At 68.9% G+C, this 21,520-nt stretch carries 21 protein-coding genes; 2 read left to right on the forward strand and 19 right to left on the reverse strand.

The window, feature by feature from the left end; translation table 11 throughout:
* Positions 1-85: 85 nt before the first annotated feature.
* From NYZ98_RS15435 to NYZ98_RS15480, 10 genes are all read right to left on the reverse strand, one after another.
* A complete protein-coding gene (locus NYZ98_RS15435; RefSeq protein ID WP_262843461.1) occupies positions 86-631 on the reverse strand; it encodes a hypothetical protein in 546 nt (181 codons plus the stop codon).
* A complete protein-coding gene (locus NYZ98_RS15440; RefSeq protein WP_262843462.1) occupies positions 628-1,455 on the reverse strand; it encodes a carbohydrate ABC transporter permease in 828 nt (275 codons plus the stop codon). The genes NYZ98_RS15435 and NYZ98_RS15440 overlap by 4 nt, the downstream gene beginning before the upstream one ends.
* A 28-nt stretch (positions 1,456-1,483) precedes the next feature.
* A complete protein-coding gene (locus tag NYZ98_RS15445) occupies positions 1,484-2,437 on the reverse strand; it encodes a carbohydrate ABC transporter permease (protein WP_262843463.1) in 954 nt (317 codons plus the stop codon).
* A 9-nt stretch (positions 2,438-2,446) separates the two neighbouring features.
* Positions 2,447-3,772 (reverse strand): ABC transporter substrate-binding protein, encoded by a 1,326-nt coding sequence (locus NYZ98_RS15450; protein WP_262843464.1) that lies wholly within the window; start codon positions 3,770-3,772, stop codon positions 2,447-2,449.
* 287 nt (positions 3,773-4,059) lie between these two features.
* Entirely contained in the window at positions 4,060-4,470 is a 411-nt protein-coding gene (locus NYZ98_RS15455; RefSeq protein WP_262843465.1) for a type II toxin-antitoxin system VapC family toxin, read from the reverse strand.
* A gap of 4 nt (positions 4,471-4,474) precedes the next feature.
* A complete protein-coding gene (locus NYZ98_RS15460) occupies positions 4,475-4,726 on the reverse strand; it encodes an AbrB/MazE/SpoVT family DNA-binding domain-containing protein (protein ID WP_262843466.1) in 252 nt (83 codons plus the stop codon).
* A gap of 174 nt (positions 4,727-4,900) precedes the next feature.
* Positions 4,901-6,049 (reverse strand): CU044_5270 family protein, encoded by a 1,149-nt coding sequence (locus NYZ98_RS15465; RefSeq protein ID WP_262843467.1) that lies wholly within the window; start codon positions 6,047-6,049, stop codon positions 4,901-4,903.
* Positions 6,046-6,573 (reverse strand): RNA polymerase sigma factor, encoded by a 528-nt coding sequence (locus NYZ98_RS15470; protein ID WP_262843468.1) that lies wholly within the window; start codon positions 6,571-6,573, stop codon positions 6,046-6,048. Before NYZ98_RS15470 ends, NYZ98_RS15465 begins: the two co-directional genes overlap by 4 nt.
* Before the next feature lie 268 nt (positions 6,574-6,841).
* A complete protein-coding gene (locus NYZ98_RS15475; protein ID WP_262843469.1) occupies positions 6,842-7,048 on the reverse strand; it encodes a DUF397 domain-containing protein in 207 nt (68 codons plus the stop codon).
* 24 nt (positions 7,049-7,072) lie between these two features.
* Positions 7,073-7,933: a helix-turn-helix domain-containing protein gene (locus tag NYZ98_RS15480; RefSeq protein ID WP_262843470.1), complete on the reverse strand. Its 861-nt coding sequence runs from the start codon at positions 7,931-7,933 to the stop codon at positions 7,073-7,075.
* Between the two features lie 391 nt (positions 7,934-8,324).
* Between NYZ98_RS15480 and NYZ98_RS15485 the strand changes: the two genes are divergently transcribed.
* Together NYZ98_RS15485 and NYZ98_RS15490 are read left to right on the forward strand one after the other, a co-directional pair.
* Positions 8,325-8,852 (forward strand): ATP-binding protein, encoded by a 528-nt coding sequence (locus tag NYZ98_RS15485; RefSeq protein ID WP_262843471.1) that lies wholly within the window; start codon positions 8,325-8,327, stop codon positions 8,850-8,852.
* Positions 8,853-8,919: 67 nt separating this feature from the next.
* Positions 8,920-10,179 (forward strand): AAA family ATPase, encoded by a 1,260-nt coding sequence (locus NYZ98_RS15490; protein ID WP_262843472.1) that lies wholly within the window; start codon positions 8,920-8,922, stop codon positions 10,177-10,179.
* Positions 10,180-10,309: 130 nt separating this feature from the next.
* Here NYZ98_RS15490 and NYZ98_RS15495 read toward each other — a convergent pair whose 3' ends face one another.
* From NYZ98_RS15495 to NYZ98_RS15535, 9 genes are all read right to left on the reverse strand, one after another.
* On the reverse strand, positions 10,310-10,630 hold the full coding sequence (locus tag NYZ98_RS15495) for a type II toxin-antitoxin system PemK/MazF family toxin (protein WP_262843473.1): 321 nt from the start codon (positions 10,628-10,630) through the stop codon (positions 10,310-10,312).
* A complete protein-coding gene (locus NYZ98_RS15500) occupies positions 10,620-10,844 on the reverse strand; it encodes a hypothetical protein (RefSeq protein WP_262843474.1) in 225 nt (74 codons plus the stop codon). The genes NYZ98_RS15495 and NYZ98_RS15500 overlap by 11 nt, the downstream gene beginning before the upstream one ends.
* A gap of 113 nt (positions 10,845-10,957) precedes the next feature.
* Positions 10,958-11,692, reverse strand: a complete 735-nt coding sequence (locus NYZ98_RS15505) for a VOC family protein (RefSeq protein ID WP_262843475.1) — start codon at positions 11,690-11,692, stop codon at positions 10,958-10,960.
* Positions 11,693-11,988: 296 nt separating this feature from the next.
* Positions 11,989-13,515: a glycoside hydrolase family 43 protein gene (locus NYZ98_RS15510; RefSeq protein ID WP_262843476.1), complete on the reverse strand. Its 1,527-nt coding sequence runs from the start codon at positions 13,513-13,515 to the stop codon at positions 11,989-11,991.
* A gap of 88 nt (positions 13,516-13,603) precedes the next feature.
* On the reverse strand, positions 13,604-16,657 hold the full coding sequence (locus NYZ98_RS15515; RefSeq protein WP_262843477.1) for an endo-1,4-beta-xylanase: 3,054 nt from the start codon (positions 16,655-16,657) through the stop codon (positions 13,604-13,606).
* A gap of 49 nt (positions 16,658-16,706) precedes the next feature.
* Positions 16,707-18,080 (reverse strand): glycoside hydrolase family 5 protein, encoded by a 1,374-nt coding sequence (locus tag NYZ98_RS15520; RefSeq protein WP_262843478.1) that lies wholly within the window; start codon positions 18,078-18,080, stop codon positions 16,707-16,709.
* Positions 18,081-18,124: 44 nt separating this feature from the next.
* Entirely contained in the window at positions 18,125-19,006 is an 882-nt protein-coding gene (locus NYZ98_RS15525; protein ID WP_262843479.1) for a carbohydrate ABC transporter permease, read from the reverse strand.
* Complete coding sequence (locus tag NYZ98_RS15530; RefSeq protein ID WP_262843480.1) at positions 19,003-20,004, reverse strand: carbohydrate ABC transporter permease; 1,002 nt, start codon at positions 20,002-20,004, stop codon at positions 19,003-19,005. Before NYZ98_RS15530 ends, NYZ98_RS15525 begins: the two co-directional genes overlap by 4 nt.
* A gap of 55 nt (positions 20,005-20,059) precedes the next feature.
* Positions 20,060-21,343, reverse strand: coding sequence for an extracellular solute-binding protein (locus NYZ98_RS15535; RefSeq protein WP_262843481.1), 1,284 nt, complete (start codon positions 21,341-21,343; stop codon positions 20,060-20,062).
* Positions 21,344-21,520: the final 177 nt, after the last annotated feature.

Below are 21,520 nucleotides of genomic sequence, written 5' to 3' on the forward strand. Positions count from 1 at the left end.
CTGGTCAGGTCAGTTGTGCGGTGGTGTCGGTCGTTCTGGTCGTTCGGTCGTTCTGGTCGGTCGTTCTGGGCGTACGGTCGCGGTCTCAGGCGTGCGAGGGCGAGCGCCGGGCGTCGACGGCGACGGCGGCGAGGACGAGCTGGCCGAGGGCCAGCGGGGTGACCACGGGAAAGGACGAACTGATGATCACGGCGGTGGCCGAGGCCATCGCCAGCAGTGCCGTGCCGTACAGGTCGGCCCGTACCGCCGCGCGGAGGACCGCCGGCCAGCCGAGCCCCGGGCGCCACGCCGCGGCGCACCGCAGCGCGAGCCCGGCGGCGGCCAGTGCCACGACCGGCACCAGCACCGCGAGCGCCTCGTGCCCGGGCAGCCCGGCCCGCACCGCCACCGCGTCCAGCAGCAGCGCCAGGCCCGCCGCCGCCGGAGCGGCGAACCCGAGCGGACCGGTCCTGGCCACGGCGAGCAGGCGGCGGGCGTAGGGGCGCACGCCGACCGAGGTCCGCTCCTCGTCGCGCAGCAACGCGCACCCGGCGGTCAGCGCGGCGAACGCGGTGACCAGCGGCAGCGAGGCGAGGAACACCAGCACCCCCAGCAGGAGCGACTCCGAAAGGAGCGTCAGGCGGCGGCTCATCCCTTGAGTCCCGAGGTGGCAAGGCCCTGGACCAGGAAGCGCTGGAAGGCGGCGAAGAACAGCAGGATCGGCAGGAGGGAGAGCACCGACAGGGCGAACATCGGCCCGAAGGAGGAGGCGCTCTCCTGCAGGTCGACGAACATGCGCAACGCGAGGGGCAGCGTGAGCTTGTCCGGCGAGGACAGGTAGATCAACTGGGTGAAGAAGTCGTTCCAGGTCCAGATGAACGTGAAGATCGCCGTCGTGATCATCGCAGGCTTGATCAGCGGCAGCGTGATGTGGGCGAAGATCCTGATCGGGCCGCAGCCGTCGATCCTGGCGGCCTCGTCCAGATCGCGCGGGAGCTGCCGGATGAACTGGACCATGAGGAAGACGAAGAACGCGTCGGTGGCCAGGAACTTCGGCAGCACCAGCGGCCAGAACGAGTCGACCATGCCGAGCCGCTGGAAGATCGTGTACTGCGGGATCAGCACCACGTGCTGCGGGAGCATGATCGTGGCGAGCATGAACCCGAACAGCGGCGCGCGCAGCCGGAACCGCAGCCGCGCGAACGCGTAGGCCGCCAGCGAGCAGGTCACCACGTTCCCGATCACCGCGCCGCCCGCGACGATCGTGGAGTTGACGAAGTACCGCCAGACCGGGATCTCGGCGGGCCCGAGCACCGAAGCGTAGTTGTCCAGCGTCAGCGACCCGGCCCACAGCCCGACGCTGGAGGCGATGCTGGCGCCCGGCTTGAACGAGCCGGCGACCAGCCACAGGATCGGGTACAGCATGACGGCCAGCACGGCCAGGACGACCACGTGCCAGACGACGCGGCGGATCACCTCTCCTCACCTCCGTGGACGCGGCGGATCACCGTTCGTCACCTCCGTAGTGGACCCAGGACCGGGCCGATCTGAAGATCAGCGTGGTGACCAGGGCGATGCCGAGCAGCAGCAGCCACGCCATCGCCGACGCGTAGCCCATCTTGAAGTCGACGAAGCCCTTCTGCCACAGGTAGAGCGTGTAGAACAGGGTGGAGTCCCCCGGGCCGCCGGTGCCGTTGCTGACGATGAACGCCGCGTTGAACACCTGGAAGGCCCTGATGGTGTCGAGCACCAGGTTGAACAAGATCACCGGCGAGAGCATGGGCACGGTGATCGACCGCAGTTGCCGCCACCACCCCGCGCCGTCCACCGCCGCCGCGTCGTACAGCTCCGGCGGGATCTGCTTCAGCCCGGCCAGGAAGATCACCATCGGGGCGCCGAACTGCCAGATGCCCAGCAGGACGAGCACCAGCAACGCCAGGCCCGGATCGGTCACCCACCCGCCCGTGCGGACCCCGAAGAGCGACAGCACCTGGTCGGCGGCCCCGTCGGTGGAGAACAGCGCCCGCCACACCAGCGCCACCGCCACGCTCGCGCCGAGCAGGGAGGGGGCGTAGAACGCCGAGCGGTACACGCCCTGCGCGCGGCTCGCGCGGTTCAGCAGCAGGGCCACGGCGAGCGCCGCCACCAGTTGCACCGGTACCGACAGCAGCACGTACTTCACCGTCGCCCAGACCGCGCTCAGGAAGTGGGCGTCCTCCCCGAACAGGCGCGCGTAGTTCGCGAAGCCGACGAACTTCGGCGAGGTGAACAGGTCGTAGTCGGTGAAGGACAGGTACAGGGAGGCGAGCATGGGGCCGAGCGTCAGAAGCACCGCGCCCGCGACCCACGGCGACAGGAACAGGTAGGCCACGCCCGGCCGCTCACCGTAGGACCCCTTGGCCGGCGCCGGAGCGGCCGGGGCCCGCCCCCGCTCCAACGTGGACGCCCGCGCGCTCACCACCCCCGCTCACCCGGCCAGGGTCTGCTGGGCCTCGGCGTAGTACCGCTTGGCGGCGTCGGCCGGGGTCGCCTTGTCGTACATCACGTCCTGGTAGTACTTGTCGAACAGCGTGAACAGCGCGCCCGCGCCCTTCGGCGGCGCCGGCGGCCCGACCTTGATCTTGCCGGCGATCAGCTCCTCGTAGTCGTAGACCTGCTTCCACGACCCGGTCAGCCCCGACGCGACGGCCGTCCGGTTGGTCATGTTGGCGGGCAGGCCGCGCGACATCCCGAGGATCTTGGCGGCCTCGGGGTCGTTCACAATGAAGTCGGTCAGCTTGAGCGCGGCGGCCTGCTGCTCCGACCGGGCGGACACGCTGATCAGCATCGGCGGCTCGCCGTAGATCCCGGACTCGGCGCCGACCTGGGGCGGCGGCGCGAGCTTGTAGTCGTTGTCGTAGGCCTTCCAGGCGTCCGGGGCCACGGTGGAGTCGGGCTGGAACTCCGACGCCGACAGCTTGCGCGGCAGCGGGGTGCCCGCCGGGTTCACCGCCGTGATCTCACCGGGCGTGGTGGCGCCCGCCTTGCGGAACTTGGTGGCCATCTCCCACCAGGTCACGACGTCCTGCTCGGTGTAGCCCAGCTTGCCGTCGGCGGCGTACAGGCCCTTGCCCTGCTGGGAGAGCCACACCTTGAACCACGACTCGATCCCGCCGAAGTCGCTGGCGCCGTAGACCTTGCCGCCGGTCTCGCCGGAGACCTTTTTCGCGGCCTCGAAGTAGTCGTCCCAGGTCCAGCCGAGCGCGGGCTCCTTGGCCCCGGCCTTCTCCCACAGCACCGGGTTGTAGATCATCACCATGGCGGTCTGCCCGAGCGGGAGGCCGAAGAGCCGGTCGCCGAGCGTGCCGAGCCCCATGACCTCCTTCTTGAGGTCGGCGGTGTGGATCTCCTTGCCGACGTGCGACCTCAGGTCGAGCACGACGTTGCGCTCGGCGTAGTCCTGCAGGTGCCGGTCGCTCATCTGCATGACGTCGGGCGCGTTCCCGCCGGCGGTCTCGGTGGCGAGCTTCTGGAAGTACGCGTCGTAGATCGCGGTGCTGGTGACGACCTTGATGCTCGGGTTCTTCCTCATGAAGAGCTGGACGGCCTCGTTGGTGATCTTCGCCCGCTGCTCGCTCCCCCACCAGGCGAACCGGATCGTCACCTTCCCGTCCCCCGCCGCCCCACCGCCCCAGCACCCGCCCAGGGCACCGACCAGCCCGGCCGCCAGGACCACCGCCAGCCCTCGGCGCCACCCCCCTCCCGCCACCCTCCCGACCACGGACGCCCCTGCCGGACCCTTCCGTACGCCCATCTCATCTCCTCTGAAAGCCCTGATGGAAAGCGCTTTCCAAGCATGCTGCCGAAACGCGCGGCACCCTCGTTGTTAGCGCTCACTTTCAACGCGCCCGGCGGGCCCTCGATACCCGCCGACCGCCACCCGCCGCACGAACCTCAGTTTTTACAAAGTCTTTACCGCGCATTAAAACGTTCGCGTCAACGAAGCACAACCCCCCGCGCGACGATCCTCACCCGGCCACCGCCCCTCACCCGGACGCGCCGCGCCGCCCCCTCCCCAGGCCCCGGCCCCGCCCGCCCCGGTCAGGCCGGGCGCAGGAGTTCGACGAGATCGGGCGCGATACCCGGAAACTTACGGTCCGCCGTGAGCAGGACATCGGCTCCCCCTTCGCGAGCGCTCGCGACGATGAGCGCGTCCGGCATGCGGACGGTCAGGTCACGGGCCCTGAGCCGGGCCGCGGCCTCCGCCGTCACCTCGTCCACCGCCAGGATCCGGTCGATGGCGGAGTCGCGGAACTCCGCGAGCGCCTTCTCGGCCCCCGGACCCCGGCGGACCGCGCCCACCCGCAGCTCACTCCAGGTGATCACGGAGATGGCGAAGGAGGCGGCCTCGCCCTCCCAGCGGCGGACCGCGGCAAGGGCGTCCAGGTGGAGCGTGTCATCAGGGTCGAGGAGGCTGGAGATGATGTTGGTGTCGAGCAGCACGGTCGGCACGCGGTCAGCTCCAGCTCTCGCGGCTCGCCTCGGCGTCCACCGCCTCGGTGAAGCCGGGAACGGTGCCGGTGACGCCGTCGAAGCGGCTGCGGTGCCGCCGGATGACGATGTCGCCGTCCTCCTCGGTGATGTCGATCGGATCCCCTGGGCGAAGCCCGAGCTTGCGCAGCACGGCGGCCGGCAGTGTCACCTGGTTCTTGCCGGAGATGCGCGCCGGCCCCGCCCGCCTGACCCGCGTCCTCTTGCCCTGCCCCATAACCTTTACATTAGCCATCACGAGTAAAGGTTAAACGGTGTCACTTCCGTGCGCAGCCGATTCCCGTCCGTGACCACCTTGGCCCGAGGCCACGGCGGAAGCGCTCGGCCCCCGTGCCGTCGGGGCACGGGGGCCGAGCTTGAGGGTGCGTGCAGGTCAGTGCTTGAGTGCAGGTCAGGGCTTGACCGGAGGGGCGTCGGTCCAGGTGGCCTTCTCGGTGGCCTGCCAGAAGACCGGGGTGCCCGGCTCGGCCCAGGCGAAGGACCCCTTCCCCTTGATCGCCACGACCTGGTCGCTCAGCGGGAGGCCGGTCTCCGGGTCGATGATGATCTGCCGCTCGAACCGGCCCGTCGCCCAGTTCTCGGTCCGTGCGACGCCCTGGCCCGTACGGCCCAGCACGTCGGTCACCTCGCCCAGCGCCCGCACGCCGCCCAGCCCGGCGAGCACCTTGTAGGCGGCGGCCCTGACCTCGGGCTTCACCGGACCGTCCAGCAGCCCCGAGGTCACCTGGAAGAGCCAGGAGTCGGCGTCCTGTGGATCGTCCGACTCGGTGCCGTGGCCTTCGTAGCCGCTCAGTAGCCGCTTCTTCAGCCCGGCGGCCGTCGTGGGCAGGTCCTGCAGCTCGGCCATCGAGACGTTCTTGCCCGCGAGGTCACGGATCTTGTCGCCGACGTTGATCGGGTTGCCGAACGGCTTGCCGGGGTCCGAGCTCAGCTTCATGCGGACCTTCGGCACCGTGCCGTTCGCCTTGGGGGTGGACACCTCCAGCGACCACCGCGTCGGCGAACCGTCGCGCTCCCACGCCTCCTCCGCGCCCTCGGCGGGCTTGGTGCCGAGGTTCTGGCTCGTCCACCAGCTCTCCTTGCGCGGCGACCTGGCGAACCAGAACCGCGCCTTGGAGGTCGTGTGGACGGTGTAGCGCTCCTTGGTGCCCACCTGGTCGGCGCTTCCGCCCGTGCTCTCCACGTACCAGTAGGCGCCGCTCGCCACCGGGGCCTTGAGCGCCGAACCGGCCGCCGCCAGCAGGATCTGCTTCGCGGAGAGCCGCACGGACGGCTCCGCCGAGCCGGTGCTCGGGGCCGCCTGCGTACCCCCCGCCACCGGGGGTGCCGTGCCGCCGGTCCCGGAGACCGCGACGGCCACGGCCGTCGCCGTGGCCACACCCGCCAGGCCCAGCCCCCATACGGGCCTGGAGATCCTGCGGGACCGCCGGGGCCTGGCCTGGGCCATGGCGTACGAGAGCTCCGCGGCCCTGGTGGCCGGGTCCGGCGCGGTGTCGAGGTGGGCGGGACGTGCCGCTCGCAGCTGGTCCAGCGAATTCATGACCACTCCTTCGTGAGGTTGCCCACCCGGGACGGGACGTGCGTGGCCGACGGTTCGCCCATCGCCTGCTCCAGCCGTTTCCGCGCACGGTGCAACCGCACGCGGAAGGCCGCCGACGAGCATCCGACGACACGGGCGGCGTCACGCGGGGCCAGGCCCTGCCAGGCGACCAGGATCAGGACCTCCCGGTCGTCCTCGGACAGCGAGGCCAGCGCCTTGACGACGGCCATCCGTTCGGCCACCCGTTCGGCGTGATCCTCTTCGACCCAGGCGCGCATCTCGTTGGCGAGGGACTCCCGCCTGATCTCCGCGCGGATGTTGTCGCGCAGCACGTTCCGCGCCACACCGAGCAACCACGGCAGCGCGGGCTCCGGCATGTCGTCGAGCCTCCGCCAGGCGATCGCGAACGTCTCGCTCACCACCTCGTCCGCGATCTGCCTGCCCGCACGGCTGACCACATATGCCCACACCCGCTGCCGGCACTCGTCGTACGTGGTGGTGAAGCGCTGAGAGTCACCCGTCACGCCCGCCCCCTTCGTCCCGGGAAAACGTTCTTCCGACACGAGGAAGTGGTCCCAACCCCACCAACGTTACAGATCCACTGAATTTCTCCCAAAAATCCCACAGCCGACCACGCTCTGACCAGCGACGGGAGGGTCCCTATGCCCCACGGTGACCATCGGCCTGTCCGTGTGAGCGCACCGAAGCGGCGGGCGAACGAGCCGGCACGCACCTGGTCCGTCGAGCGATCAAGCCTGAAGCGCCATTCGGAGGCCGGGGGAATCCATCCTGCTACGCGAGCCGTCCCTCCTTGACCCCACCGATGAAGGTACGCCACTGGACCGAGGCGACAGCGAGGATGGGACCGGCGAGGTTCTTGCTGTCACGCACGGCGATACGGCCCTCTGCCAGGCCGGCGACTTCGACACAGCTCCCGCCGTTTCCTCCGCTGTAGCTGCTCTTGTACCACTCGACCTGCGAAAGATCGGAACCGGACACCGAAATCGCCTCTCTTTCCTAGGCCTAGGAAATCGCCTCAGCCACCTGCTGTATCAGCGTCAACGAGTCTCTCGGATCGAGCGCTGACGCACGCAAGTGGTCATACATGAGCGTATAACTCCGGACTTCATCAGGCTTTTCCAGATAGAGACTGCCAGTGGCATATTCCAGGTAAGTGACGTCGTCTCCACCGTGATCGGAGAAGGACAGGATGGCGAACGGACCCAGCATCGCGGCGTGTGCGCCCACTCCATACGGCAGAACTTGAAGCGTTACGTTCGGCAGAGTGGCCATATCGGTAAGCCGACGAAGCTGGTTCCGCATGACGTCCCTTCCTCCGACGACCCGACGAACAGACGCCTCGTTGAGCACTGTCCAGAACCGCAGTGGATCCTCGCTCCTGGTAATGATCTCCTGACGAGCCATGCGCAGAGCCACTCGTCGCTCGATCTCTTCGGAGCCGTCGGTCACGCGCGCCGCCTGGTAGACGGCCCGGGCGTAGTCCTCGGTCTGAAAGAGGCCGTGCACCAGCTCGGACTCGTAGTTGCGAAGCGACAGCGCTTCGGCCTCCAGTCCTACGTACACCTGGAACCACTGTGGAATGACATCGTTGTACGCGTGCCACCAGCCCTTCTCACGGGACTGGCGGGCCAGTTGGACGAGCGCCTCATGCTCTGCTCCCGGTTCGACTTTGTAGAGCTGCAGCATCGCGCGCACATCACTCACGGAGATCCGGAGCGTTCCGCCTTCGACCTTGGTCATCCTGGACGACGACCAACCGAGGTGCTCCGCCACATCGTCCTGCTTGAGTCCCGCACCAAGACGCAACCGCCGAAGCTCCTGAAGCAGGCGGCGATGACGGACAGTTGGGGAGAATCTCGCCATTGAGGACTTCCTCCTCGCTCTATGCAGTCGAAACACTACCCATTGTAAAGATCTTTCGCCGAATCGGTTGCAGCTTCAGTAGGTGCAGGTGCAAATTCGCTACGTGACGTGGTCGAGGTCGCCGGCTTATCCCGGCGCACGACCACATGACTGTGCGGCGTGCATCAGGGCACGCGCACCGCAGAGGCCGTGGAGGTCGATGGTGGGGCGAGAGGTCGGGCGGTTGGAGTTGCTGGGCGCGGGGGCGCGGGTGCTTCAGGTTCTGGAACGCGAGGTGTCGCGCATCGACGTACCGGAGTGGGACGGGACACGCGCGCAGTGCGGAGACGCGACAAGCGAGACCATACGGAGCAGCACGGCCGTATCAGACCCCGGAACGGAACCGTCGGGTGTGATCGCCATAGACCCCGCAGGCACCCACGACGAGCATCGGAACGGCACCCCGCCGGGCGCATGGGCCGTCGCCGGGTACCTCACTCTCGCCGGCCACGTCGAACAGGTCGGCACGGCCCGCGCGTTCGTCCGCAGGCTCCTCCTCCCCGAGGACCCGCTCCTGGACTCCGCTCTCCTAGTGGTCTCCGAACTGGTCACCAACAGCGTCCAGCACTCCCGCTCGTCCCTCCCAGGCGGCACCATCACCCTGTACGTCCTGCACGTCGGCGCCCGACTACGGCTCGAAGTCATCGACGACGGCGCCGAAGGCATCCCGCACATGCGCCCGGCCGCCCCAGCAGAACTCCCCGACTGGACTGAAACCCTGGACGAGGTCGACCTCCGAGGCCGAGGCCTACGCCTGGTGAACGCGGTCGCCACAAGCTGGAACTTCACCATCGACCACCACAGCACCACCACTTGGGCAGAACTCACTCCCACTAAAGACCCCGGAACCCCAGAAGCCCGGCGACGCGTCGACGCGTGATCGTCATCGAGTCGGCCCAGCGGGAGCCGGGCGGTTACTCTGACCGTGGAGTGGAGAGGAGGACGGCGTGCTGCTCCGATTCCGTGCCGCGAACGTACGGTCGCTACGCGACGAGCAAGAACTGTCCTTCGTCGTCGCCGAGCCCGAGTCGAGCGCCGCAGTACGCGAAGTAAGCCTCGGCGGAAGCGGCTCCGCAGGTGTCTTCCCTGTCATGGGCATCTTCGGCGCCAACGCCTCCGGCAAATCGAACGTACTCGCCGCTCTGACGGACATGCGTACGGCCGTCCTCGACTCTTATGCCCGCTGGGCCTCACTCGACGGCATTCCACGCGAACCCTTCAGGCTGGGGCACAAAGGGGAGAACGAGTCGAGCTTCTTCGAAGTCGACCTCGTGATCGACAAGGTGCGCTGGACGTACGGGTTCGAGCTGGGCTCGACGCACGTCGCCGCCGAATGGATCCACAGGTACCCCCGCGGCCATCGTCAGGTGTGGCTGGATCGCAACGCTTCGAGGAGCGAGGTGTACGGATGGCCGGGCACCCGGGTCAAGGACCGCGCCCAGCTGGTGAAGCGTACCCGCCCCAACGCTCTGGTGCTTTCCACCGCGGGGACGGACAATCACCCGCAGCTCTCGGCGCTCTTCCATTGGTTCGGCCGTAATCTGCGGATCATCAATCCGGAGGACGAGCGAGAGCAGCGAGAGGGGCTCACCCTGCGGGAGCTCTCCGGCGACCGCGCACGCCGGATCAACGAACTGCTTCGAGTCGCCGATCTGGGGATCACCGGTGCTGAGGTCGTCCGGGAGAGCAGGAACCGCCCGGCGGTGAAGCTGACCCACCAGTCGGCCGCCGGAGAGATCTCCCTGGACTGGCGGAACGAATCCTTCGGCACTCGCTCCTGGTTCGCGCTGCTCGGTCCCCTGCTGCTGACGCTGGACGAAGGCGCCGTGCTGCTCATCGACGAACTGGACGCGAGCCTGCATCCACGATTCGCCGCCGAGGTCGTCAGGCTCTTCCACGATCCGCACGCCAACCCCAAGGATGCGCAGCTCCTCTTCACCTCACACGACCCGTCGCTCCTGGCCACCCCGAGCGGTGAGCGGCTGCTGGAACCGGGCCAGGTGTGGCTGACGGAGAAGGACAAGGACGGCGCCACGGAGCTTTACCCCCTCACCGCCGCCGAACCGGGCGAGGACGAGAACCTGATGAGGTCCTACCTGGCCGGCGCCTTCGGTGGGGTCCCCTCCATCGTGGAAGGACAGATCGTCCGGCGGTTATCCGCAGTGCCCGAGCAGGAACCCGGGAACACGGCAGAGCAGGTCCCTTGACGCGTACAAGGGGAAAGGACTCGCTCGGCCGTCCAGGCAGCGTGGCCGTCGGAGCCGAGCCATCCACGTCTTCAACCGAAGGTGAGCTCACCGAGGCTTCGTACATCGACACCGCAGCCTGCCGGTCAGCTCAAACAAGCAGGCCCAGTATGACGTGAAGCGCTTCGTCGATCTCCTCGATCTCTGCTGGTTCCAGTCGGCCCGCGAAATCACCAAGCCTAGATGTGTCGACGGCCTTGAGCTGATCGACGAGGACCCGGGTGGTCTTGCCGTTTAGCTCGATCTCCGGCCTAAACGTCATCGGACGCGCACTGGTCGATGTCGGGGCGATGATCAGGGTGGACAGCGAGGCGAGCGCATCAGATTGCAGCAGGACGGCAAAGCGCTCACCACGCTGTTCGTGGCCGACCACTTCGCGTGACGTCCGCAAGCGGTAGACGTCACCGCGCACAGTCTTCGCCCAGGTCGTATCGGATGGCGCGGAGCTCCGCCAAGTCCTCTGGGTCGTTGGCGAGCTCCTGAGCTTCCAACCGGGCCACTTCCGTGCGCCTGAGACGGTTGGCGATGAGAAGGGCTTCGCGGACCACGTCCGTGGCGGATCTGCCGTCGGCGGTCAGCTCGGCGAGGGCCTTCTCCGTCTTCGCGTCGATCTGCACGGTGAGCATAGCCATATCCTCACTGTACGACGGCTCCGTCCGCAGGCGTTCGACCGTTTTCAGTGATCTCATCAATACGCAAAGTGATGGCAACCATCTGATGCCCGACGCCACTGCGATCTTCAGGGGAGCCAGTCCCCCAGGTCGGGGAGGTGTCCCAGTTCTGATTCGACGCGGAGTCTGTCTTCGGGAGTGAGGGGTAAGGCGCGGAGGTCGGTGGACCAGGGGGTGGTGGGTTCGTTGAGGATGGTGGCCAGGTCGATCAGGTGGCACAGGGCTATGGCCTGGTCGGCTGCGGAGGCGTCCGCGCTGTGCCTGCGGAATGCGGATTTGAGGGCGCGGAAGGCATGTCGGTCGTCGTTCTTGAACTCGCGCAGGATGCGGGCGTTGTCCAGCGCCTTGGCCAGGCCGGTCAGTTTCTTCGAGCCGCCGTACTCCACCTCTTCCTGTTCCTGCGCGTCACGCTGGATGAAGGTGATCGAGTTGCCAGACGGGTCGAACAATGTGAACCGGGAGGCGCCCGGACGGTATCGGGTGATCCTCGGCAGGCCGGAACTCAGGACCTTCCCGTGCGCCCGGCGCATCGCCGAAGCGAACGCCGCGTGGTACGGCGCCACGGCGTCGACCATGACCAGGCACCCTCCGGACTCCTCCCGGGAGGGATCGAGCCCCTTGGGCGCCGGGCCGAAGTGCAGTTGGAATCCGCTCCACGTCAGCGCCAGGTAGACATACGGCTTTGTCTGTTTGAAGGCGGTCTCGAACCCCAGCGTTTCGTAGAACGCGAGGGTCTCCTCCGCCGACGCGCACGGTAACAACGGCACCGTCGTCTCGTTCTGGCGAACTTCGATCTCACCCATGACATCCCGCCTTCCAGGTCGCCCGACGATGCTTGCATTCTTGGGCAGAGCTCGCGCATGGATCGTTCCCAACTGGGATATCTCGCGACCGGCATGCGGGCGGCGGGAGATGTGGTCCGCAGGCTCCTAGAAAAACGCCCGAGCCGAAGGCGAGGACCATGACCCGGCGGGAGGCGAGGACCAGAAATGGCTACCTGGTGTGAAAGCCGTGGGAGGCGGGCCGCAGGCTCCTGGAAGAACGCCCGAGCCGAAGGCGAGGACCGTATCCCGGCCGGGGCGTTCGTCGATGAGAGGAGTTAGAGGGGGAGGTATTCGAAGTAGGAGAAGTCGGCGGTGGTGGTGGTCGGGTGGCCTTCGCTGGAGAGGTAGAGGCCGATGTAGGCGCCGGTGAAGCCGCCGGCGGTGGTGGAGCTGAGGACGCGGCCGTCGACGGGGTCGCCGAGGGGGCGCCAGGCGCCCGGTTCGGTGGCGTAGGACATCTGGTACTCCTGCCCGTGCGCCTCGACCCCCAGCCAGATGCGCCCCGGCGGCACGTCGGCCTGGGCGAGGACGCGGTCGGTGCCGCCCTCGGTCCTGGTGACGACGAGGCCGTTCGCCGTCAGCACCAGCAGGATGTGATGGTCGTCGTTCTGCACGAGGGCCACGCCGGCGCGCTCGTCGCCGACGGGGGTGAACTCCATCAGGGTGTGCACGGCGAAGTCCGCGTGCCGCTGCCGCCGGGCGACCAGGCTCGGGTTGACGCGCTCGGTCAGCGACTCCGGCCGGCCGCGCAACCGCAGGTGCCCCGGGCGTTCGGTGAGCGTCCAGTACGGTTCACGCGGGGTCCGCAAATGGTTCCAGTCCGGGCCGAGCCGAGGGGACTCGAAGTCGTCGCAGGCGGGCGGGGCCGCCCAGCGGCGTGAGGTGGGGCCGGGGGCCTCGGCGGTGAGCTCGACCGGGCCGGGCACCGGCCAGCCGTCCTCCCAGCGCACCCGGGTCAGGAACGTCTCCCGGCCGAGGTTGTAGTGGTATCCGCCGTACGGGCGCATGGCCAGGAGCACCATCCACCACTCGCCGCCGGGGGTCTGGACCAGGTCGGCGTGGCCGGTGCCCACGATGGGGTGGTCGCGGCCCAGGCCGCGGTGGGTGAGGATCGGGTTGCGGGGGCAGCCGGTGTACGGCCCGGTCACGGTGTCGGCGCGGGCGGCGCTGAGGGCGTGGTCGTGCGCGGTGCCGCCTTCGGAGACCAGCAGGTGGTAGGTGCCGTCGACCTTGTAGATGTGCGGGCCCTCGGCCCAGACGGCGCCCTTGACGGCCCCGTCCCAGAGCACGTGCTCCTCGCCGGCGAGCTTCATGCCGTCGAGGTCCAGCTCGCGGAGCCAGATCTCCATGTGCCCTTCGTACGCCTGCGGCCGCGCGGGCCGGGCGCCGTGCGCCCAGGCGCGGCCGTCGTCGTCGAAGAACAGCGACGGGTCGAAGCCCTCGGACTCGGGGAGCCAGTACGGGTCGCTCCACGGCCCGGCGGGGTCGGTGGCGGTGACCAGGAAGTTGCCCGACTCCATCAGGCCGTCCACCAGCGTGGTGATCATGTAGAAGACGCCGTCGTGGTGCCGGAGGGTGGGCGCGTAGACGCCGCCGCTCGGCCGTACACCGTCCAGCGGAAGCTGGGACGCGCGGTCGAGCACGTGCCCGATCTGCCGCCAGTTCACCAGGTCCTGACTGTGGAAGATCGGCACGCCGGGGAACCACTCGAAGGACGAGGTCACCAGGTAGTAGTCATCGCCCACCCGGCAGATCGACGGATCGGGGTAGAACCCGGGCAGGATCGGGTTACGGAAACGCACCGTGAGCGGCCCTTTCTCGTTGGTCGGTGTGTCACCGGTACGGCTGGGTACCGGCCCCCCGCCCGGCCGATACCCAGCCATGCCGGTCTTATCCGGCCAGTTCCAGCACTCCCCAGCCTGAGGTGCTCAGGTAGGACCGGCCGGAGGTGTCGTTCCAGGTCACGGCCGCGGTGCGTGCCGCGCCGGTCGCGTCGTTGACCTGGAGGTCGAAGCCGAGGAGGACGCCCTTCGCCGGGGTGACGGTGGGCAGCGCGATGGACGCCTCGACGACGTACCCGCCGGGCACGACCTTGGCCGCGCTCGTCAGGTTGTCCTTGACGGCGAACGCGTCGAACGTGCCGCCGACGGTCTCGGTGCCGGAGAACGAGATCCGGTACTGCCCGTCGTCATCGTCGTACCCCGTGGTCTTGCCGTTCCCGGGGTCGACGAAGATCTCCACCGAGTCCTGTTCCCAGGCGTTCGGCGACTCCTCGCTGAGCCGGGGGTCGGTGACCCGGGCCAGCACGTAGAGGTGGCGGGCGTCCCACAGGGCCCGTACCTTCGCCGTCGCGCCGGTGGTGCCCTGGATCCAGGTGGCGGTGCCGATCTCGGGCGCCCTGGACCAGGCGGCGTCCGCGACCCCGTCCACGACGGGCGTGCCCCTGGCGGCGGTCGTGTGCCCGACCGCACGGACGAGGGTCAGCTCGCCCGTCCAGGTGATGTCGCCGCCGCCCTTGGCGTCGTGGGCGACCACCTCCAGGGGAACCTTCCCGCCGAGCGCCGCCTCGGCGGGAAGGAGTGCCTCCACCCGGTATCCGCCGGTGGCGGCCCGGGTGGCGTACCAGGCGGCCCGGCCGTCACGTTTCATGACGTGGCCGGTGCCGGCGAGTCGTACCGTCACCGTGTCGGCCCTGTCGCACGAGGAGTCGCGCACGTCGGCCAGGACGGCGACGCCGCCGGGCGTCCAGCGGGCCTGGAAGGTCGCGGACAGGTCGCCCACCCGTGCGATCGGCGTGCCGGGCAGCAGGTCCCACTGCCGCTCGCGCTCCCCGTCGGCCTTCACGGTGGCCCGTGGCGCGTCGAGGCGGCGGGTGAGCGGCGGCAGCCGGGCGGGGTCGGCGATCCCCCAGTACGCCGGCTTGGCCTGGAGCTCGTCGTCGAACAGCAGCGGCGGGTTGAGCCGGGTGATCGGGAAGGACGACAGCCAGGTGGCGTCGTCGGCGAGGCCCCAGACCGTGACCGAGGACAGGTGGGAGGCCTGGCGGCGCAGGACGTCGAAGATCTCCTTGCAGCGGTACCCCTGGAGGGCCAGGACGCCGGCGGGCACGGTGGTGTACGAGGACACGAAGTCGGTGTAGACGCTGACGTCCAGCTCGGTGACCTGCTGGTCCACGCCGAGCCCGGCGAACAGCTCGATGGTCTTCTCGATCTCGGCGGCCGGGGCCTGCTCGATGTTCACGTGGAGCTGGTGGCCGACGGCGTCCACCGGCACCCCTTCGGCCCGCAGCTTCTTGACCAGGTCGAACACGGCCTTGCGCTTGCGCGGCAGCTCGCTGTTGTAGTCGTTGAGCACGAGCTTGGCGGCGGGGTCGGTCTCGCGGGCGACGCGGAACGCGGTGCGGATGAAGTCGTAGCCGGTGACCACGAACCACGGGCTGCGGCGCATGCCGTCCGGCTGGTTCTCGTCCACCACCTCGTTGACCACGTCCCAGGTCTGGATCCTGCCCTTGTAGCGGCCGACGACGGCCCTGACGTGGTTCTCCAGCCGGCTCAGCAGCAGGGCCTTGTCCGCGGGGGTCGCGGTGAGGTCCCGGTCGCCGTCCTTGAACACCCACGCGGGGGTCTGGCTGTGCCAGGCGAGCGTGTGGCCCCGGAACTTCAGGCCGTGCCCGGTGGCGTAGTCCACCAGGTGGTCGCCTTCGGCGAAGGTGAACTCGCCCTCACGGGGTTCGGTGGCGTCCCATTTCAGGGCGTTGCCGGGGGTGACGCTGTCGAAGTGCTTGGTGAGCAGTTCCCCGTGCTCGCCGAGGGTCTGGGCGCGCGCGACGGCGGCGCCGATGTCGAAGGGCACCTTGTCCTTGACCGCCGGGATGCCGGACTCGATCGGTTTGACCGGCACGTACGCCAGGGCGAAGTCGTCGATGGCGAACGGGAACGTCCCGGCGGAGGACTCCACGTACACGCTGAGGAAGTCCACGTCGTAGGCCAGCGTGTACGTGGCCTTCAGCAGGACCCACTGGCCGGCGGTGATCGCGGTGGGCGCGACCACCTGGTCGTAGCTCGCCGTCCCGGCGAGCCGGCGTTCCACCGACAGGCCGAGGTCGCCGGTATCGGTGCCGGGCCCGAGCCGCACCCACACCGACAGGCCGTACTTCGAGCCCTTGGTCATCTTGCCGAGGACCGGCAGGGACGGCCCGTCCCAGGAGGCCGCCCGGCCGCTGACGTTCAGGCTCGCCGCGCCACCGTGGGCCTCGGGCCCGCCGGCGACCAGGGACGCCGAGGCGCGCGGCGACCATCCCTGCGTGGTGCCGCTCTCGAAGTCGCTGGTCACGCCGGACCGGCCGGGGTCGGTGTCGGCGGTGATCGTGATGTCGTCCAGGTAGTACTCGCCCGTCGCGTCCGAGCTCTCGGCGTAGAGCTGGAGCGCGGTGGAGTCGGCCGTGTACAGGTAGGTACCGGAGATCTCCGTCCAGGCGGCGTCGGTGACCGTGGCCGCGCCGACGCGCTCGTAGGTGTCGGCGCCGCCCGCGGGCGTGCGCTGCACGGTGAGGGCGACGGTGCCGGCCGGTCGCCCGGCCACCAGGCGGGCGTGCGCGGTGACCGTGTACGTCACGCCCTTCTCGAACGGCGGGGTCACGGTGGCGCCGTGCCAGGTCTCGGTCCTGCCGGTGGTCAGCAGCGACGCGCTCCCCGAGTGCGCCGCGTCCGGGGCCACCCTGACCGCGACCCCGGACCCTCGTGGCGCCCAGCCCTGCGTGGTGCCGTCCTCGAAGCCGTACTCCGCGATCCGCACGACCGGCTCCGCGACCGAGGCCGGCTCCGCGACCGAGGCCGGCTCGGCGACCGCCGCCGAGTCGGCGTACGCCCATGCCGGCGGCGCGGTGAGCGCGGTGAGCGGAAGGCAGGACAGGACGGCCGCCACCCAGAAACGGGGTAACCGCATGCCGGTCTCCTCAAAGGTCAGGTGGATGGAGCGGGGCGGCGGCGGCCGTCTAGGTCAGGTTGGCGGTGAGCAGGTCGATCAGCGGGGTCCGGGGGACGCAACCGGCCAGGGCGAAGGAGTCGGCGAGCGCGACGAGCTCGCCGTCGTCGAGGCCGGCGAACAGGGACGCGTACTCGGGCAGCAGCGCCTGGGCGACCAGGATGTGCCGGATCAGGTCGTCGACCTGGTAGCGGGCGCCCCAGGGGTACGGCTCCCAGGTGGGGAACTCCCTTTCCATGAGCCGGTGCAGCGGCGCCAGCTCGTCGCCGGACTCCTCCATCGTCGACCCCCACCGGTCGGCGCCCAGCCGCTTCTTCTTGGCGAGGAAGTCCCCGAACCGCCGCAGGTAGGGCCCGTCCGGGTCGGCGGACACGATCCCCTGGAGGCCCACGTCCTTGTAGGTCCACAGCGACCAGCCGGCCTCGTGCCCGTCGAAGATCTCCAGCTGGTCGGCGAGGATCCGGTAGCGCTGCTCGTCGCGCGCGGGGTCGCCGGTGTAGACCGGGCCGAACTCCCCCACCCACAGCGGGGTGCCGGTCTCCCGCTGGAAGGCGGTCCGCCTCTCGAACGAGAGTTCGAGGCTTTCCCGGTCCACCCACTCGCCACGCGTGTACCCCGGGTAGGGCCCGCCGTGGGCGAACCCGGCGAGCGCGTAGTCGTGGCAGACGAAGACCGTGTTCTCGTACACCTCACGGAAGACGGTGAAGTCGGTGGAGTAGGTGTTGCCGTCCAGGAAGAGCACGTGCGCCGGGTCCACGGCGCGCAGCGCCTTGACCAGCCGGTCGTAGAAGGGCCCGACGACCCGGCCGCCGGCGTCGCCCGGCTCGTTCATCGGGTTGTACCCGGCGACCCAGGGGTCGTCCTTGTAGTGGTCGGCGATGGCCTCCCACAGGTGGACGGCCCGGTCCTGGAAGTGCCGGTGCCGCCAGAAGGACGCCACGTGCGTGGCGTTGTCGGAGTGCCAGTGCTGGTTCTGCGCGCCCGGCAGCGCGTGCAGGTCGATCACGCTGTAGATGCGGTGCTCGGCCAGCAGGGCGACCACCCGGTCGAGGTGGCGGAACCCGTCCTGGATGATCTCGAACGGCCGCTCGTCGGACTCGAAGTGGTGGTAGTTCACCGGGATACGGACGCAGTTGACGCCCATGCCGGCGAGCAGGGCCGCGTCCTCGGGGCCGAAGAACGAGGTCAGCAGCCGGTCGAAGAACAGCTCCTGCCGTTCCTCGCCGAGCACGTCGCGCAGGGCGCCGCGCATGGAGGACTCGTCGGCGGGGTAGCCGGTGATGAAGTTCTCCATGTTCATCCAGCCCCCCAAGCCCACTCCGCGCAGCCGTACGGGGGTCCTGTCGGCCGCGACGAGGCGGGATCCGGACACACGCAGGGTCATTCAGAACTCCTTCGTGAGAGGCCGCACGGGCCGTTCGGGCGTGGTCATCCCTTCGTCGCCCCCGCCGTGAGGCCGCCGATGAGCTGGCGTTCGGCGACGGCGTAGAACGCGAGGGCGGGCACCATCGAGAGCACGACGTAGGCGAGGATGCGCGCCGTGTCCGAGGAGTACTGGCCGTAGAACTGCTGGACGCCGAGCGGGATGGTGGACCAGTTCGGGTCGTTGAAGATGACCAGCGGCAGGAAGAAGTTGTTCCAGCTCGCCACGATCGCCAGCACCGACACGGTGGCCAGCGCGGGCCGGGCCATCGGCAGCAGGATCCGCCAGAAGAAGCCGAGGCTGGTGCAGCCGTCGATGGTGGCGGCCTCCTCCAGCTCACGCGGGATGGTCCTGAAGAACGCGCGCAGCACGATGATCGTCACCGGCAGCCCGAACGCGGCCTGGGGCAGGATCACCCCGAAGGGGTTGTCCAGCAGCCCGATGGTCCGCAGCAGGATGAACAGCGGCAGGATCGCCACCGCGAACGGGAACATCAACCCGATCGTGAACAGGGTGAACAGCGTCTCCCTGCCCCGGAAGGCGAACCGGGCGAACACGAAGGCCGCCATCGCCGAGACGCCGACGACGATGAGCGCCGTCGCCAGCGCGATGAACGTGCTGTTGAACAACTGCCGCCAGTAGGGGCCCGAGGTCAGGACCTCGGTGTAGTTGCCGGGGACCCACGGGGAGGGCAGGCCGAAGGGGTTGGTCGAGAGCTGCGCGGTGTCCTTGAACCCGCCGATCAGCCCGAACAGGAGCGGCACGATGACGAACGCGCCGAGGACGATCACGACCGTGTGCAGCGACATGGTCCTGAGCCACGACAGCCGGCCGCGGGCGACCGGGCGCGCCCGGGAGGTCCTCCTCCCGGTGGTGGCGGCGGTCATCGCTTGCCTCGCATGGACGTGATCGCTCCCTCTGTGTCGCGGCGCAGGACGAACCGCTGGTAGGCCAGCGCGAAGACCAGGCTGATGCCGAACATCACGACGCTGATCGCGCTGGCGTAGCCGATCTGGGTCCGTTTGAAGCCGAACTGGAACATCGTGACGGCCATCGTCTCGGAGGAGTGGATCGGCCCGCCGCTGGTCAGCACCCACACCAGGTCGAAGAGCTGGATGGCCCCGATGACGGACAGGAAGACGCTGATCCTGATCGTCGGCCCGAGCAGCGGCAGGGTCACGTACCGGAACTGGTCCCAGCTCCCGGCCCCGTCGATGGCGGCGGCCTCGCCCAGCTCCCTCGGGATGCCCTGTCGCCCGGCCAGGTAGAGGATCATGTGGAAGCCGAAGTACTTCCACGTCATGACCAGGAACAGCGACATCATGACGGTGGACGGCTCGGCGAGCCACGAGCTCCGCAGGGAGTCCAGGCCGACGGCGCCGAGGATCTGGTTCGCCAGCCCGGTGTCCGGGGAGAGGATCATGGTGAACAGCACACCGGTGATCACCTCCGACAGGACGTACGGGGCGAAGAACAGCAGCCGGTAGAACGCGCGCCCGCGCATCTTCTGGTTGAGGAGCATGGCGATCGCCAGCGACAGCGGGAGCTGGATCAGGATCGACAGGACGATCAGGACCAGGCCGCGCCGCAGGTCGCCGACGAAGACCTCGTCGCCGAACGCGCGGGTGAAGTTGTCCAGCCCGATGAAGTCCGACGGCAGCCCGCCCAGGCCGTTCCACTTGAAGACGCTGGTGTACATCGCGACGGCGATCGGCGCGAGGACCAGCAGGCCGAACAGCACCAGTGCCGGAAGCAGGAACAGCGTGACCGTGACGAGTCCCCTGGCCCGGCGCCCGCGCGCGGACGGCGTCACCGGGGGCCTGCCGCCCCTCGGTGACCGCGTCAGGATCTCCGGTCGTACATCCGTCAGCGCCGGACGTGTCATCTCTCTCCGCTCCGTCAGCGGGCCGGCGATCCGCCGGCCCGCTCGCCGTCTTCCCCTACTCGGACTTGGCGGTCTCGGTGATGGCCTTCGCGACCTGATCGGGGGTCTTGGCCCCCGCGATGAGCGCGGCGACGCTGTCGTTGACCTCCTGGCCCACGGCCGGCGGGTAGGCCTGGTCGAGGTACAGCTGGAACCCGGTCGCGCCCGCGAGGGTCTGGGCGACCACCGCCAGGTTCGGGTCCTTGACCGCTTCCTCCTCGCCCTTGAGCACCGGGAGGAGCGCGCCGGTCTCCACCGCCGCGCGGTGGACGTCCTTCTGGGAGATGTACTTGAGGAAGTCGACCGCCGCCGGCGGCGCGTTGACGCCGACCGCGTACCCGCCGCCGCCGCCGAAGACGTCACCGGTCGAGCCCTTGCCGCCGTCGACCGCAGGGAAGCCGAAGAAGCCGAGGTCCTTGCCGAGGCCCTTGCCGGAGTCCTTCTCCACGACCGGGGCCCACTGGCCCATCAGCTCCATGGCCGCCTTGCCGTTGCCCATGGTCGCGGCCTGCCCGTCGGGGGTGGAGTACCCGGCGCCGAGGAAGCCCTTCTGGAAGGGCTGCAGGTCGACGAGCTCCTTGAGGTGCGTCCCCGCGGCCACGAAGTCGGGTTTGGTGAAGTCGTCGTCGATCGCGGCCTGCTTGAGCGCGTCGAGCCCGGCGACGCGCATGGCGAGATAGGCCCAGTAGTAGTGGCCGGGCCACTTCTCCTTGCCGGCCAGCGCGATCGGGGTGACCCCGGCGTTCTTGAGCTTCGTGACGTCTTCGAGGAACGCGGTCCAGGTGGCGGGCGGCTCGGAGATGCCCGCCTTGGTGAACAGCGACTTGTTGTACCAGAAGCCGACCATGCCGATGTCGGTCGGGATCGCGTAGGTCTTGCGGTCGAACTGGTAGGCCTGCAGCGCGGCCGGGGTGAAATCGGCGATCCAGGTGGCCGCCTCGGAGCTCAGGTCCTTGACCAGGCCGGCGTCGATCTGCTGCTTGAGCACGCCGCCGCCCCACGTGGAGTACAGGTCGGGCGTCTTGCCCGATTGGGCGACGGTCGAGAGTTTGGCCTTGAACGCTTCATTCTCGATGGGTACGTTCTTGATGGTGACGTTGGGGTGCGCCGCCTGGTACTCCTTCACCTTCTGCGCCCAGAACGACTTCAGGGGTTCGGTGGTGGAGATGTTCCACCACTCGACCGTGACCTTCGCGGCGGAGGCCGTGCCGCTCGCCGTACCGCTCGTGCCCCCTTGGCCACCGCACCCTGCGAGAACCAGTGCGGCAGCCGCCAGTAACACCATATTTCGCCGGTTCAACGACATTTCTCGTGATTCCTTCCTCGTCGACCGACCCGCTGCGAGGAGCTTCCTCCGGGAGTCTTGAAAGTTTCTTAAGTCCACCCGAATGTTTCGTGACCCGGAGAGTATGTAAATCGCTCGTAACACGTCAATAGCCGGACAGGTACTTGTCGTGGTGCCAGCGGCGGCGTGGAC

It is taken from the genome of Sphaerisporangium corydalis (assembly GCF_025506355.1).
GTDB lineage: Bacteria > Actinomycetota > Actinomycetes > Streptosporangiales > Streptosporangiaceae > Sphaerisporangium > Sphaerisporangium corydalis.

What these genes read in the sequence shown, in the direction of transcription:
- NYZ98_RS15435 (WP_262843461.1), bottom strand. Translation starts at nt 631, where the DNA reads ATGAGCCGCCGCCTGACGCTCCTTTCGGAGTCGCTCCTGCTGGGGGTG.
- NYZ98_RS15450 (WP_262843464.1), bottom strand. Translation starts at nt 3,772, where the DNA reads ATGGGCGTACGGAAGGGTCCGGCAGGGGCGTCCGTGGTCGGGAGGGTG.
- NYZ98_RS15515 (WP_262843477.1), bottom strand. Translation starts at nt 16,657, where the DNA reads ATGCGGTTACCCCGTTTCTGGGTGGCGGCCGTCCTGTCCTGCCTTCCG.
- NYZ98_RS15530 (WP_262843480.1), bottom strand. Translation starts at nt 20,004, where the DNA reads ATGACACGTCCGGCGCTGACGGATGTACGACCGGAGATCCTGACGCGG.
- NYZ98_RS15505 (WP_262843475.1), bottom strand. Translation starts at nt 11,692, where the DNA reads ATGGGTGAGATCGAAGTTCGCCAGAACGAGACGACGGTGCCGTTGTTA.
- NYZ98_RS15480 (WP_262843470.1), bottom strand. Translation starts at nt 7,933, where the DNA reads ATGGCGAGATTCTCCCCAACTGTCCGTCATCGCCGCCTGCTTCAGGAG.
- NYZ98_RS15465 (WP_262843467.1), bottom strand. Translation starts at nt 6,049, where the DNA reads ATGAATTCGCTGGACCAGCTGCGAGCGGCACGTCCCGCCCACCTCGAC.
- NYZ98_RS15500 (WP_262843474.1), bottom strand. Translation starts at nt 10,844, where the DNA reads ATGCTCACCGTGCAGATCGACGCGAAGACGGAGAAGGCCCTCGCCGAG.
- NYZ98_RS15460 (WP_262843466.1), bottom strand. Translation starts at nt 4,726, where the DNA reads ATGGGGCAGGGCAAGAGGACGCGGGTCAGGCGGGCGGGGCCGGCGCGC.
- NYZ98_RS15525 (WP_262843479.1), bottom strand. Translation starts at nt 19,006, where the DNA reads ATGACCGCCGCCACCACCGGGAGGAGGACCTCCCGGGCGCGCCCGGTC.
- NYZ98_RS15520 (WP_262843478.1), bottom strand. Translation starts at nt 18,080, where the DNA reads ATGACCCTGCGTGTGTCCGGATCCCGCCTCGTCGCGGCCGACAGGACC.